This window comes from Variovorax sp. CF079 (genome assembly GCF_900101545.1).
Lineage (GTDB): Bacteria > Pseudomonadota > Gammaproteobacteria > Burkholderiales > Burkholderiaceae_C > Variovorax.
In genome coordinates, this window is record NZ_FMZU01000028.1 from 27,153 (window position 1) to 40,247 (window position 13,095).

General features: G+C 63.3%; 14 protein-coding genes and 1 pseudogene. 8 read left to right on the top strand and 7 right to left on the bottom strand.

All coding sequences use genetic code 11. The features are described 5' to 3' along the window. Window positions 1-14 precede the first annotated feature (14 nt). A complete protein-coding gene (locus BLS74_RS34130) occupies window positions 15-509 on the bottom strand; it encodes a hypothetical protein (protein WP_139191788.1) in 495 nt (164 codons plus the stop codon). Between the two features lie 1,015 nt (window positions 510-1,524). On the opposite strand from BLS74_RS34130, the gene BLS74_RS29685 reads away from it, so the two are divergent. The 5 genes and pseudogenes from BLS74_RS29685 to BLS74_RS29705 all read left to right on the top strand — a co-directional run. Next, window positions 1,525-1,971, top strand: a complete 447-nt coding sequence (locus tag BLS74_RS29685; protein ID WP_139191789.1) for a hypothetical protein — start codon at window positions 1,525-1,527, stop codon at window positions 1,969-1,971. A 125-nt stretch (window positions 1,972-2,096) separates the two neighbouring features. After that, window positions 2,097-2,525 carry a VOC family protein gene (locus BLS74_RS29690; RefSeq protein WP_093110948.1) on the top strand — a complete coding sequence of 143 codons (429 nt, stop codon included), beginning with the start codon at window positions 2,097-2,099 and terminating at the stop codon, window positions 2,523-2,525. A gap of 136 nt (window positions 2,526-2,661) precedes the next feature. Beyond that, window positions 2,662-3,114 (top strand): hypothetical protein, encoded by a 453-nt coding sequence (locus BLS74_RS29695; protein ID WP_093110950.1) that lies wholly within the window; start codon window positions 2,662-2,664, stop codon window positions 3,112-3,114. A 102-nt stretch (window positions 3,115-3,216) separates the two neighbouring features. Beyond that, the gene (locus tag BLS74_RS29700) at window positions 3,217-3,822 is read left to right on the top strand and encodes a class I SAM-dependent methyltransferase (protein ID WP_093110952.1); all 606 of its coding nucleotides are present in this window, start codon (window positions 3,217-3,219) and stop codon (window positions 3,820-3,822) included. Between the two features lie 20 nt (window positions 3,823-3,842). Next, window positions 3,843-4,070: pseudogene (locus tag BLS74_RS29705) on the top strand (transposase); the annotation flags it as partial. Window positions 4,071-4,457: 387 nt separating this feature from the next. Here the strand turns inward: BLS74_RS29705 and BLS74_RS29710 are convergent. From BLS74_RS29710 to BLS74_RS29720, 4 genes are all read right to left on the bottom strand, one after another. After that, complete coding sequence (locus BLS74_RS29710) at window positions 4,458-5,270, bottom strand: class I SAM-dependent methyltransferase (protein WP_093110954.1); 813 nt, start codon at window positions 5,268-5,270, stop codon at window positions 4,458-4,460. A 460-nt stretch (window positions 5,271-5,730) separates the two neighbouring features. Beyond that, window positions 5,731-6,039, bottom strand: coding sequence for a type 2 periplasmic-binding domain-containing protein (locus BLS74_RS35365; RefSeq protein ID WP_244504077.1), 309 nt, complete (start codon window positions 6,037-6,039; stop codon window positions 5,731-5,733). Between the two features lie 185 nt (window positions 6,040-6,224). After that, window positions 6,225-6,530 carry a type 2 periplasmic-binding domain-containing protein gene (locus tag BLS74_RS35370; RefSeq protein ID WP_244504078.1) on the bottom strand — a complete coding sequence of 102 codons (306 nt, stop codon included), beginning with the start codon at window positions 6,528-6,530 and terminating at the stop codon, window positions 6,225-6,227. A gap of 268 nt (window positions 6,531-6,798) precedes the next feature. After that, window positions 6,799-7,554 (bottom strand): hypothetical protein, encoded by a 756-nt coding sequence (locus BLS74_RS29720; protein ID WP_139191790.1) that lies wholly within the window; start codon window positions 7,552-7,554, stop codon window positions 6,799-6,801. Between the two features lie 33 nt (window positions 7,555-7,587). Between BLS74_RS29720 and BLS74_RS29725 the strand changes: the two genes are divergently transcribed. Next, window positions 7,588-8,586, top strand: a complete 999-nt coding sequence (locus BLS74_RS29725; RefSeq protein ID WP_093110958.1) for a GTPase — start codon at window positions 7,588-7,590, stop codon at window positions 8,584-8,586. Window positions 8,587-8,783: 197 nt separating this feature from the next. Here BLS74_RS29725 and BLS74_RS29730 read toward each other — a convergent pair whose 3' ends face one another. Beyond that, the gene (locus BLS74_RS29730; protein WP_093110960.1) at window positions 8,784-9,095 is read right to left on the bottom strand and encodes a hypothetical protein; all 312 of its coding nucleotides are present in this window, start codon (window positions 9,093-9,095) and stop codon (window positions 8,784-8,786) included. 134 nt (window positions 9,096-9,229) lie between these two features. Beyond that, complete coding sequence (locus tag BLS74_RS29735) at window positions 9,230-9,556, bottom strand: hypothetical protein (RefSeq protein WP_093110962.1); 327 nt, start codon at window positions 9,554-9,556, stop codon at window positions 9,230-9,232. Here BLS74_RS29735 and BLS74_RS29740 point away from each other — a divergent pair. Beyond that, on the top strand, window positions 9,555-11,627 hold the full coding sequence (locus BLS74_RS29740; protein ID WP_093110964.1) for a thioredoxin domain-containing protein: 2,073 nt from the start codon (window positions 9,555-9,557) through the stop codon (window positions 11,625-11,627). The two genes, BLS74_RS29735 and BLS74_RS29740, sit on opposite strands and share 2 nt — an antisense overlap. A 399-nt stretch (window positions 11,628-12,026) precedes the next feature. Next, on the top strand, window positions 12,027-13,064 hold the full coding sequence (locus tag BLS74_RS29745; protein ID WP_093110966.1) for a GSU2403 family nucleotidyltransferase fold protein: 1,038 nt from the start codon (window positions 12,027-12,029) through the stop codon (window positions 13,062-13,064). Window positions 13,065-13,095: the final 31 nt, after the last annotated feature.

Genomic DNA, 13,095 nt, shown 5'->3' on the forward strand with positions numbered 1-13,095 from the left:
GGTGTGAACCGCATTCAACATGAATGTGAGCACACGGCTTGACGCGAGCTGCTCGCTCGACCGAGCGGGTTCAGAGCCATTGTCACACCTTGCCCGCTCTGCAGCGAACTGCGAAGGTAGCGGGGGGATCGGAGAAGGTGGTGTGGCTCTGGCGCGACCTGGCCCTTCTCCCAGCCTGAAGCCGGGTTGCCAGAACTGTAGAGGGCGACCCAAGAGCCGGGCTCCTCGATGTGTCGAAACATTTCGTCGACGCCACGGCCGTCAGGATGCTCGCTGTCGTGCGTGAAACTGGAAGCCTGCGAGATGCCTGGCCGGATAAACCGGCACTTTTTGAAGGGGACGAGCTCCTTTGCCAGCTGTGCGAGTTCAGCCACTTGAAAGAGCGGGTGTTCGTGAAAATTGTGACGCAACGCCGCGATCTTGTTCACAGAAAAGCGATCGGAGTCGTCCGTCCACACGCGGCAACTCTTGGTCTGCTCCCCACTCAAACTGCTGTTGCTGTTGTTCATGTCCACGAACGCTCTTACTGTTGTGTCGTACAAGTTGATGGCGCCCGCAACAGGTCCGCGATACCCTGGGTGTTTGAAGGTCGGGGCCTCGTCTCGCCCGGACACCTCGTCAATCGCGATGGCTTCATCCGTGCCGGCCCTTCCTTGCGTGGGTCAGCTTCCTTCGCTCGTGGTCGAGCACGGTACTGCCCATCACGATTCGCCGCGCCACCGTAGCGTGCAACCGCTCATCTGCAGACGTTTGCCTTTGAGTCAAGACGTAGGCGCCCCTAACTCGCAATGAGGACGCGAACAAGAACGACGAGGAACCCAACAGCAACGAGGGCGGTGACCGCCGTCGTCACGAGGTCGGGCGATCCGTCGTCCGCGTTCTGTCTTGTCGACGTGGCGTAGGCGTGAGGTGTTGACGCGGCCGTGTCAAAAGCGGTGCTGAACGGGCTGTAGAGCGCGCCGCCATGGCTTACCAAGCCAGACTCGTCGGCCTGGAGATCGACGCCGACTGATTGTTCGATCGGGACGACGTCGACGGAGGACGGCTTTTGAGCTTCGGCTGCGGACGGCGGTGCACCCGCGGTTGCCGACAGGGCTGCCAGGCAAATACCTGCAAGCGCTAGGCGCGCTCCACGTTGTCTAAGCACCACGACGGCGTCCTTGCTGCAGTTGGTATCGTCACGATGTCAGCTTTTAGTACTGGGCGCCATTCCACGAAAGGGGAACAGCGTGCAACCCCGGGCGATGGCTGTCAGCATCTGAAAGTTCGTCGCTGCCAGATAAAGTTGGGGCAGGCCGCGCCGGGCGCCTCAGCCTGACTAACTCGCCAAAGCTTCCTTCGACACTGTCAGATCCGGCTGCAGCAGGAGCGGACCTTCGAACCCGGACCCCGAACTGGAGCTGTCGGCCAAAGCCGCACCTCTGAGGTCGCCTTCCAATTCACCCCATCCGACACGCCCCCAATGACCACCGGCGCCCACCCCAAATGAATGTCGCTAGCTTGATGCCGCACTTCGGAAGCACCTTGAATTCCGTCCCTTTGCTGGAAGCGTTGCGGGAACTGAGCATCGAGCCATCCGAAGAGGTGTCATTGCCAGACGGTGACTACATTGCCTACGTGGAGCGCCCTGCCGTCGGTGTCTCATTTGTGTTTACCGACGAAGCCATGTTCTTGGGCAAGGGCGAGCAGGCCATCGGAACCGGGCCTCTCTTCTTTACCGGCATCTTCTTCTATGCGGAAGGAGTGGACGGCTATTCACAGTACGGCCATGAGCTACCTGGCGGCCTAGACTTTTCTGACCGCCCCTCATCATTGAGACGTCGGCTGGGCGAGCCCGAATGGTCGCGATGGCTCGACGGGTCAGTCTTGGCAGACCGATGGCAGTTGGACGGGCGAAAGCTCCACGTTTCCTACTCGGACGACGGGCAAATTCGTGTCGTCACCTACTTCGTACCCAACATCGAAGGGTGACCGAGAGCGGCTACAGTCGGCCAGGGGCCGACATTCACCATGGGTCCTACGTGAAACGTCTCGACGTTCTCACGCCCGCCGGACACGCCGCGTGCAAACTGGCGCAAAGTCAAAGGAGCGTATGCATGGAAACACAGGAGTTGCACCGCGGGCGCCTGATCGATCACATCCAGCTCGTGGTGAGCGATCTTGCCGCGAGTCAAGCTTTCTACAAGGCTGTCTTCGAGGTGCTGAAGATTCCGATGGGTGGTGCTGGCGAGGACTATTTCTGGGCCGATGAGCTTTTCGTGTCGACCACCGACAGCAAAGCCGCTCAGGGCCAGTTGACCGGGCGCCACCACCTGGCTTTCCAGTCCCAGGACAAAGCGATGGTCGATGCGTTCTACAAGGCCGCGCTCGCGCATGGCGGCACGGACAACGGAGCACCCGGCGAGCGGCAGTATCACCCCGGCTACTACGCCTGCTTCGTGCTCGACCCCGACGGCAACAACATCGAGGCCGTGTTCCACGGCGAGGCCCGGCGTAGCGCGCCCTCGGTCAAGGTAACGTTCTGATCCTGCGCATGGCACGCGGGCTATGCAAGTGCAAAGGCGGATCCTGCGGCGCGAACTACTGCCCTGCGACCGACCAGCCCGACAACATAGCTTGGGGCGGCGAACAGCCGTGACCGGCCAATAGGAGACCTTCAAGATGTCCCTCGAATCGACGCTAAAAATACTCACTGCGATGGGCGCAGTGGTTGCCTTCTGCTGGGGCGCATACCAGTTCCTCCTTACACAACGCGGCCAAGCTGAAACGCGAAGAGTCGAGGCCACAAGGCCGTTTCTTGACAGACAACTGAAGCTTTACACTGATGCCACTCAGGCTGCTTCGACGATGGCAACATCAAAATCACCGGAGGAGGTAGCCGCAGCGAGGAGCAGATTCCTCCTGCTGTTTTGGGGAGAGCTTGTGATGGTGGAAGACCGCCACGTCGAATCGGCGATGGTGGAGTTCAGGGACGCGCTCAACGCAGGCAAGAAGGGACCAGAGCTCGAACAATTGTCGCTGCGACTCGCGCGCGCATGTCGTGATTCCTTGGCCGAATCATGGGGCGTCAAGCAGTGGCAAGACCCGCACAACGCGCCAGAGCCCGGAAAGTAAGTCAGAATCCGGGCCACAAGCTGCCGTTCGGGGCCGCCACAGCCGGAAGGTCCGGCCTTTGTCTGCCTAGTAACATTGCAGCGCCTGACGAGTAGTGTGAATATGCAATCAGCCGGTGCCGCCACCTTCGACGAAGCCTATTACCAGCGCTACTACTTCGACAAGAAGACCAAAGTGGTGGACCCCCAGCACGTCGAGCGGTTGGGCGCGTTTGTCTGCGCCTACCTGCGATACCTGCGCGTGCCCATAAGGCGAGTGCTGGACGTGGGTTGCGGCATCGGGCTCTGGCGTGACATCGTGGCGCGGCAATTCCCCTTGGCCAGTTACCACGGAGTGGAGTTCAGCGAATACCTGTGCGGGCGCTACGGGTGGGAGCGCGGCTCGGTGGTGGATTACCAAGTCAGGAAGCCCTTTGACTTCGTCATCTGCCAGGGCGTGCTGCCTTATCTCAGCCCGCCAGATGTGAAGCGCGCTCTGCGCAACCTGAGCCTACTGAGTCAGGGCGCCCTGTATGTGGAGGCCGTGACGCGCGAGGACTACGCGCGCGACATCGTAGATGAGGACGTGACCGACCCGCACATCTTTCGCCACCGCGCCGAGGTGTACCGGCACGGGCTGTCGCGGCATTTTCAGGAGGTGGGCGGCGGCGTGTGGCTGAGCCGGCAAGCCGAGGTGCCACTGTTCTCACTGGAGTACGTAGCAGAGTGACGTCTCCCCCCGGAAAGCCCTCCAGGCTGGATCGCAACCCTGACGCAATGACGCTGCGAAGAAGCACCGTGGAGCACGTGTTCGGCACGCTCAAGCACTGGATGGGATCAACCCACTTCCTGACCAAGACGCTGACGCACGTCAGCACCGAGATGAGCCTGCACGTGCTGGCATATAACCTCAAGCGAGTGATCGCCATCCTTGGCATTGCCAGAACGATGAAGGCGATGAGGCCGACAGAGGCGTGAGCCTCTTCAATGGCTGTTGCAGCTCGCACAGCGGCTCGGGAGCCAACCAAGCCGCGCGTTTGTGCGAGGAGACTACTGGATGACACCGTGGCGCCGATGACGACCTCACGGCCGCGCGTTCGGCATACTTCCAAGCTGAGTCCGTTTCCACACGGCATCGGCCAGTTCCAGTCGCTGGCCACAGGCGGCTTCCTGGCATTTCACTAGGCCATAGTTGCCGCGATGAAGCACCTGCGTCGACTGCATGCCCCGAGAACACAAGCTCGGGGAATTTCGTCTTGGCGGGCTGCTTTCTGGTGCGCACGGGCAAAGGCACACAGCGCCTCGGATGCCCGCACTTACCGCAAATGCCGGTCGGGCCTGCAACAGCCTTGCGCCGGGACTCCGCTATCCCGCTGCCACGATCACATGCGCCTGAATCTTGCCGGCCACCGGGCCTTCGCCACGGCGGCTGGCGATCGCCTCCGTCGCGCGGTCCGTAGCGAGTTGAAGCAAGCTGGCGTCGCGCGCCTCGATTTCGTTGCGCAGCGGCGTTCCCTGGCAATAGGCGGTGGCAACGTCGCGTGCCGAGGACGCGCGACTCACCTTCTCGTGCGTCTCGATCTCGATGTCGGTGAACCCTGCGCGGCTCAATTCCTCGCGGATCAGTGCGACATCGTGATAGCCGTGCGGCGTGCGGGCGAGGAATCGCGGAGGGTCGTGCGGAAACACCGCGGCGACGGCGTTGGTGACGTCGTCGGCAAAGGCGTTCTCTTCGATGCGGTCCCAGACATTGAAGACAAATCGCCCGCCTGGCCTCAGCACGCGACGCGCCTCGGCGTAGCCGGCGACCCGGTCGGGGAAAAACATTGCGCCGAACTGACAGCAAACGACGTCGAACGAGGCATCTTCGAACGGCAGGTCGAGCGCGTCCGCCTGTCGCCATTCGATACGGCTATCGGACCCCTGCCGGGTGGCGGCATAGTCGAGCATGGGTTGGTTGAGGTCGGTCACCACGTAGCGCGCGTCAGCGCTGATCTTTGGCGCAAGCGCCCGCGTGACCACGCCACTGCCGGCCGCAGTTTCAAGCACCGAACCGGGCGAGGAGGCAGCGACAAGCTCCGCCAGGTCGGCGGCATAGGCCTCGAAGATCAGGGGAACCATCAGCGTGTCGTAGAACTTCGGGATCGAGCCCGCGAACACCTTGTCGCTCTCAGCCATGGGATCTCCTTGAAAGCTCTGCACGGCGCCTTGCCCCCCATTTCAGAGCGAGTCAGGCCTCTCCAACGAGCCCGCTGCCTAGTTGGGCATTGGTGACGATGCGCTATGGTGGCCGCGCATGCCACCCTCGTCAACGTCGTCCTGCGGTCTTCTCCATCATGCTTGCCGGCTACTTTTGCCGGACATTCCCGCCCGAGTAAGGCGCCTCAGGCGCGTTCAGCCCAGGGATTCAGGGCGAATGGCTGCTGACTGGCGTCGAACGAATGCTTGCGTGGCAGCGCTGTCGCTGTGATGCTGCGAATGGCCGCTGTCGGGCGAGCAATCTCAGCCGCCGTATGGTCGAGATGGTCCCGGAGCCGTCCTTCGGCGAGTCGCACTTGGCGCCGCAAAACGGTCGTCCAACGGGGGGCTCGATGGTGTCGGCTGCCTGCTGTCCGCTGCTACACAACGTTGGAGAATGTCATTTCAATGGCGCGACGGCTACGCCATGCAGGCTGGCTCTATCGATTGCGGTCTTGACCAGGTGGACTGCTTTTGCATCCTCGACGAACTTGCCGACGTACGAAGCAGCGATGGGCTTGCGCCCCTTGGGCACGCCCATGCCGACTGGTTCGACGAGGAACCGGCCGTCGAGCACTCGCGAGCCCGGGTGACTGCCGGACCGCTCGAAGAGGGCTGACTTGGTCGCGGCGATGACGTCCGCCTGCGTCGATACGAACACAGCATCGAACAACTCATCGATACTCTTTGCGCGGACAAGCGTCGGCATTCTTCAGGGTGTTCGAATGGTACAGATCGGCGCCGGACTTTTCGAACACCGCAATTCGGACTCCGGGCTTGTCCACGTCCGCCATCGTGGAAATAGGTACGCCGGTGCGGACGAGAACCCCTGCTCGACTTCAAGGTAGGGCGCGGAAAATTCGATTGCAGCCGCGCGCTCCGCATTGATGCCCATCAGCGCGACATCCCATTCTGCGGACTCCGCTGCGCTGAGTATTGCTGCGGCGTTTGCATAGGGACCGGCTCGAACGGCACGCCAACGCGGTGTGCCAGTTCCTTCCCGAGATCGACAGCCTGGCCTTTGAACTCGCCTGTCGCAGGGTCCTTGATCGCGTAGAGCGGCGCCGAGAGAATTGCCACCCGAAGCTTACCGGTCGGCGCCAGCGCATGTTGCGCTTCAGGGGTGGGTGTTTGCGTACTTGCACAGCCACCCAAAAGCGAAGCAAGTACGCCAATGATGGACCAGCGAGCAATACGCATAGCATCCTCCCCCGAACTCGAGTGGCTCACTAACCTGGATGTCCGGCAACAGACTCGCACCCCGCGGCTTGCACCGCCTCGGCACTCATGGGCCCCTTCACGAACTGGTCAATCAGCTCCTTTGGGGATCGACGGCAACGCCGCCGCGGCGGCCGCTGCCGCCTTCGTCGTCTTCCTGCTTGGCATACATGCTCCTGGTCGTCATGCCATGCCTCGCACAAAAAATTACGGACAGGCTCGCGTTGCCGCAGCCAGTAGTCGCCCGCCCCTATTTCTTGGGGACCATGATGCCGAGCATCAGCTCCGTATTGAGCGAGGCCAATTGCTGCACCAGCCCCCACTGCTTCGTCATGAGAGCCACGAATTCAGGGTTGGCCGGTACAGCTCTGGCCGCGAGCGCCAACTGCGACATCGACTGCGCGAGGCTCTGCTGCTCCGCATAGATTTTCTTCGCTGCTTCCGTGTACTCATCGAGCGTCATGCAATGTCTCCATGTGGTGGAGTCCAATCTTAGCCGCATGGAAGCTTGGGCCGACCGTCCCTCCGCGAATCCGTAGGCGCACGTCCGAAAGCGCACCTCCACCTCGAGCTCGAAACCCGATGGAGACGGGCCTTGTTGGTGTTGCGGCATGTCGTACCAGCTGCGCAAGACCTTCTCGCTCTCGGAAAGCGCGCCTTGATAGGTCAGAAACTGCTGGTGTCCCCTTGTCTTCTCAGCGGCCTCTTCATAGAACTTGAAGGAGCGCGCTCTCGGAGTGAGTGAACCCCGCCGGCATGCCGGGGCACTGCGGCGCCTCAACCTGAGCAGGACCAAACCGCTGACACCGAAGTGGACCGAACCCCGGCCCAGCACCGAAAGCGGGCGGACGCCGTACGGGTCCGGCTCCAGGCCCAGTGCCCATTGCATCGCGTCGATGAGCCAGATCAGCGTGACGAAACCGAAGGCGATCTTGAGGGCAAGGCGGAAGTGGGCTCGGGCCTGCTCGGAGCCTGCGTACGCCGGGTCGGGGGCCTGGAGCTGCACGAGGAACACAATAGAGGCGAGGACGCTGATATCGTGCCCGCGAATCTTTCGCCCGACTACAAGGCGGCCGAAGCCGCCTTCCGCAAGAGCCGCGACCCGTGCGACCGTATGGAGTGGTTGCGCGAGATGCTGCGCACGATTCCCAAGCACAAGGGCACCGAGCACCTGCAGGCAGATATCAAGGCCCGCATCAAGGGACTCAGCGAACAGCTGGAAGGTGCTACGAAGGGCGCAGGGCACGGCGGCCCGGCGCTGGTGATCCGCCCCGAAGGCGCGGCGCAGATCGCGCTGATAGGGCCACCGAACGCAGGAAAGTCCTCGCTGCACGCGCGGCTGACGGGTTCCGCGGCGCACGTCGGTCTGTATCCGTTCACGACGCAGTACCCGGAAGCCGGGATGATGCCGCACGAGGACGTGCGCTTCCAACTGATCGACCTGCCGCCGATCGCCCCGGAGCATCCTGTGCCATGGCTGGTCAACACCTTGCAGACGGCCGACGCGGCGCTGCTGGTCGTGGATCTGGGCGAGCCCTCGTGCATAGAGCAGCTGCAGGCCGTGCGGTCAATGCTGGGGCAGCAGCGCGTGACGCTTACAGAGCGTCTGGAGGCGACCGCAGACGAGGACCCCTTCGCGCTGCGGCTGCCAACCCTAATGCTCGCGAACAAGGCGGATGGCATGGCCGACCTCGATGCGGAACTCCTCGCACTGCGCGAGCTGTCGGGCTCGCGCCTGCCGGTGTTCGCCGTTTCCGCGGCCACGGGTCACGGCCTGGGGGACATCGGCCCGTGGCTATTCCAGAACCTCGGCATCGTGCGCGTCTACACCAAGACTCCGGGGCATCCCGCCGACAAGCACCGGCCATTTACGCTTCGCCGCGGCCAGACTGTAGGCGACGTCGCGCGGCTGGTGCATCAGGATCTGGCGCGCTCGTTGCGCTACGCGCGCGTCTGGGGCAGGTCAGGGTTCGAAGGGCAGCAGGTCGGGCACGACCACTGCGTCGCGGATGGCGATATCGTCGAGCTGCACGCATGAGCCGTGTCAGCCCTCGATCCCGTCGTTCGCTACTCGTTTGCCATTCACTTGCTCGATATCTTCCCGAAGCCGGCTTCCGCCAGGGGCCGGTATGCCGGTAGCCACATTCCGCAGGATGGTCTGGCGAAGGTCATCCCTGCGGAGGAGCAATTCCCACCTGGCCCCTCACATCCTGGCTCTGGCTACTCAAAGCCTTCCTACAAGGTCTTGAGCCCCAGCCAAATCGCCGCGATCACCGCATTCACCGACACGCTCAAGGCGCTCGGCACATAGAACAGCGCCGATACCGCCGGCGCGCCAATCAGGATTTCGACAATCCCCCCCAACCCGTACAACAGCACGGCGCACCACAGCCAGCGTCGCATGTAAGTGGGAAGCCAGTGAGCTTGAGATTGGTTGTGCCGCCAGGCCGCTGAGCGCTCGATGAGGCTGCCTTGTGTGGCGTCCCGGAAGAGCCACTCGAAAAAGAAGTAGCGGTACAGGAGAGTGTGGAAGGTCAGCTCATGCACGATCCATTTCCTTCTGATGGCGGTGGTTCGTCGCAGTCGTTTCTGACAGCGTATCGGGAAGACTGATACCTCTTGCGGGCCGGCGACTTTGCCAAGATGGACATCATCGACTGCGGCGCTGACTCTTAGACAATCTATGCAATGCTGGGTTCCATGGCAGCGCCTTCGCACAGGACCATCAACGCGCATGCGTGGCCGAGACTCTCAAGAGGCACCGACCCGGACATCGGCTGAGTCGGTCGTCGGCCGACTTCGCTGGCTGTACCGGCCGCGTTGGTACGCTCGTGATAGCGCAGCACCGCTTCGACCTTGTCGGCGTCGTGGATGTCAGCGCCGCCACATTCCCGTGGAGGTGTAGCGTACTTTCTTTCCTTGATCATGACCACGCCTTCGACAAAGGCATAGGCTAAAACAATGGCGAACGTTCCCAGACAAACTCCGAGGCCGGGGCCGCTGTCCATGACGCCTCGCAGTTCGCAACCCGCGGACCGCCCCACCAACCGCCTTGCTCGCGAGACGAGTCCCTACCTGCTGCAGCACGCGCACAACCCGGTGGACTGGTTTCCATGGGGCGAGGAGGCGTTCGCCAAGGCGCGCGCCGAGGACAAGCCCATCTTGCTATCAGTGGGCTACGCCACCTGCCACTGGTGCCATGTGATGGAGCGCGAGAGCTTCGAGGACGTGGGGCTGGCGCGCCAGTTGGCCGATGCCTTCGTTGCGATCAAGGTCGATCGCGAGGAACTGCCCGACGTCGACCACGTCTACATGAGCGCGCTGCAGGCGCTCACGGGCCGCGGCGGCTGGCCGATGAACGTGTTCCTCACGCCGCAACTTCGCGCTTTCTTCGGCGGCACGTACTTCCCGCCGCGATCGCGCCAAGGAATCCCCAGCTTTTCCGAGGTGCTCGCCGCCGTGCGCGAGGCCTGGGTCCACCGGCGGGGTGACATCGAGCGGGAGGCCCAAACGCTGCTCGATCTCGTGCGCCGCGGCACGACCCTCTCGGCCCGTACATCGGCCGATGAGATGCACCGGCGAGCCGTGGCCCAGATCGCCCTGCGCTTCGACGAAACGCGCGGGGGCTTCGGCAGCGCGCCCAAGTTCCCGCAGACTCCGCTGCTGCAGTATCTGCTGGCGCTGGCCGCCAGCGGCGACGGGAGCGCGCGCACGATGCTCGTTGCGACGCTGCACCACATGGCCGCAGGCGGAATGTATGACCACGTCAGTGGTGGCTTCGCTCGCTACTCGACCGACGAGCGCTGGCATGTGCCGCACTTCGAAAAGATGCTGTACGACAACGCCCAGCTCGCGCGCGTGTATGCCGGCGCCTTCAGGCTGACCGGCGAAGAGAGGCTGCGCCTTGTCGCCGAGGGCACATTGACGTACCTGCTGCGCGAGATGCACCCCGCGGCTGCGCCGGCAGCCTACGCTTGCGCGCAGGACGCCGACGCCGAGGGCGTCGAGGGCAAATTCCACGTCTGGACGCTGGCCGAGTTCCGCGCCGTGCTCGGCGCCGATGCACAGGCCGCGGCGCGTCTGCATGGCGTGACGGTGCAGGGCAACTGGGAGCACGGCACGAACGTGCTCGAGCGCCGCGATCCGGAAGGCGTACGCGCCGAACTCGACCAGGAACCCGAGGCCTTCGCGTCCTGGGAACGCTCGGTGCGCGAGCGCCTCTACGCCGCGCGTGCCCAGCGCGCCTGGCCGATTACCGACGACAAGGTGCTGGCCGACTGGAACGGCATGGCGCTGCGCGCATTTGCTGAAGGAGGGCGACTGCTCGGGCGAGACGACTTCGTGCAGGCTGCGCGAGAGCTCGCGCGCTTCCTGCTGGCCGCCATGGTCCGGGATGGGCGGGTCCACCACGCCTGGCGCGACGGCACGCTGCGCGATGAGGGGTACCTAGCCGACCATGCGCAACTCGGGCTCGGCCTCGTGGAACTGCATGCAGCCACCGGCGAGCTGGAGTGGCTAAACGCCGCGCTCGACCTGTGCGGCGGAATGGTCGAGCGCTTCCACGATGCGGTCGAAGGCTTCTTCGATAGCACGTCGACGCAGCTGCCGATGCGGGCGCACAGCCTCTACGACGGCGCAGTGCCCTCGGGTACTGCGGCGGCGTGCGAGCTGTTGCTGCGACTGGCGGGCCCCTATGAACGCAGCGACTGGACCGACATCGCAAGCGCGACGCTCGAGGGCCGCGGCGCGTTGATGGAGGAAGCGCCGATGGCCGCGCCAGCGTTGCTGCACGCACAGCTGCTGGCTGAGCGGGGGGCTGATCTTGCGATCCCGGCGGGACCGGGCAGCGAACGCCTGTGGGCGGCGGCGCAGCAGGCGTTTGCGCCACTGGTCACGCTCTTCCGTGGCTTTCCGGGGTCGGTGCCGCTGCTCGAAGGACGGATTGCGGGCGAGGCCTACCTGTGTCGGAATGGAAGCTGTGAGCTGCCGGCGCGATCGGTCGAAGCGCTGCGAGAGCAACTGGCAAAGGGGTTCTCTGGCCCGGCCGGCAAGTTCGCAGCATCGGACGGCACTGCTTGAGGGGTTGCGGCCGAGCCATCGGCTCAAGAGAAGGCCGGCGATCGTTCAACACGCGGAAATTGGCCGACGATGCCCTTGCGCCGATGGTTGCACGCGGCTTCGACCCGCCGATGCGTGCTGGAATGCCGGAAAGCGGTCGTCGTCGACGACCGTCGGCTCTTGGCCGACTGTAGCCGCTGGCTACCGCACGCTGCCTCCAACGAAAGCCGCAACCAGACCAAGGCCCGGTCCTCGGCCGTACTGCCAGGGTCGAAGGCTCGTCAGGAAGCAGGTCGACACTGACGTGCAGCACGGGAGTTCACAATGGCAAATTATCCCTCGCAAATCAATCTTAAGGTATAAGAACCGTCCGTCTTGAGTTATACCTTTCAATGTGAAGATAAGGTATAATTATCAGCCATGGCCAGCTTCCACAATGACGCACTACAGACGCTGTATTCCTCTGTCAGCGAGCGCGCCAGCGCGCAGTCCCACATCCCGCTGCACTCTCCCGGGTCCGCAGCCCAGAAGACTGTTGCCGGCAAGACATACCTCTACTGGCGGGTGTACCTAGCGTCAGGAAAACACAAGGAATCCTCGCTGGGGCGTGCGGGAGACCCTCGTACCGATGCTGCGCTCGAGGAGAAGCGCCTCGAGAGCGCTGAGATGCGCGAGCTCGCCGCCGACGTCCAGCTTCTGCGCAAGGCGGGCTTTGCTGCCGCGGACAACTCTTCGGCGCTAACCCTCGCTACGCTCTTCAATGCCGGAATCTTCAGCCACGGCGGGCTTCTCGTCGGCTCTCATGCGTTCGGCGCGCTCCTGAACAGCCTAGGCGTTCGGCTAGCTGCGAACTATGCGACAGAGGACATCGACATTGGAAGCGCCGGGGCAATCTCGGTGGCCATTCCCCAGGACCGCAGCTTTCTCGACATCCTGCGTGACAGTGGCGTTCCCTTCTTCGAGGTTCCGGAGTTGGACCCGCGGAAGCCTCCAACCGCCTTCAAGGCCCGCGGTCGGCCACTCAAGGTTGACCTGCTCGTGCCGGGTTCCGAGGCGTACGAAACGAAGCCCTTGCCTGAGATACGAGCACACGCGACGGGCCTGCCATACTTCGGCTATCTGGTTTCAAACGCGACGCGTGGTTTCGTCCTAGGCAAAGAACATGTGGTCCCGGTGATGATGCCGGACCCCGCAAGGTTTGCCGTTCACAAGCTCATCGTCAGCACGCTTCGCGACCCGTCGCGCGCGCTCAAGGCAGACAAGGACCGCCGACAGGCCATGGTGCTGATTGACGCGTTGATGGAGAAGTTTCCAGACTGGCTCACAACAGCTGTCGGCGACCTGGATAAAAGCGCTCGTCCTCGGGTTGCTTTGGCCGCTACCCAGGCCATGAATCTTGTCTCCAACTCGTCAGAGCGCGCTCGGGATTTTCTGGCTGATTTGGGCTCCCACTCGTAGCTCTAAGCGTGCGCGGTGCCGCCGGCGGCTC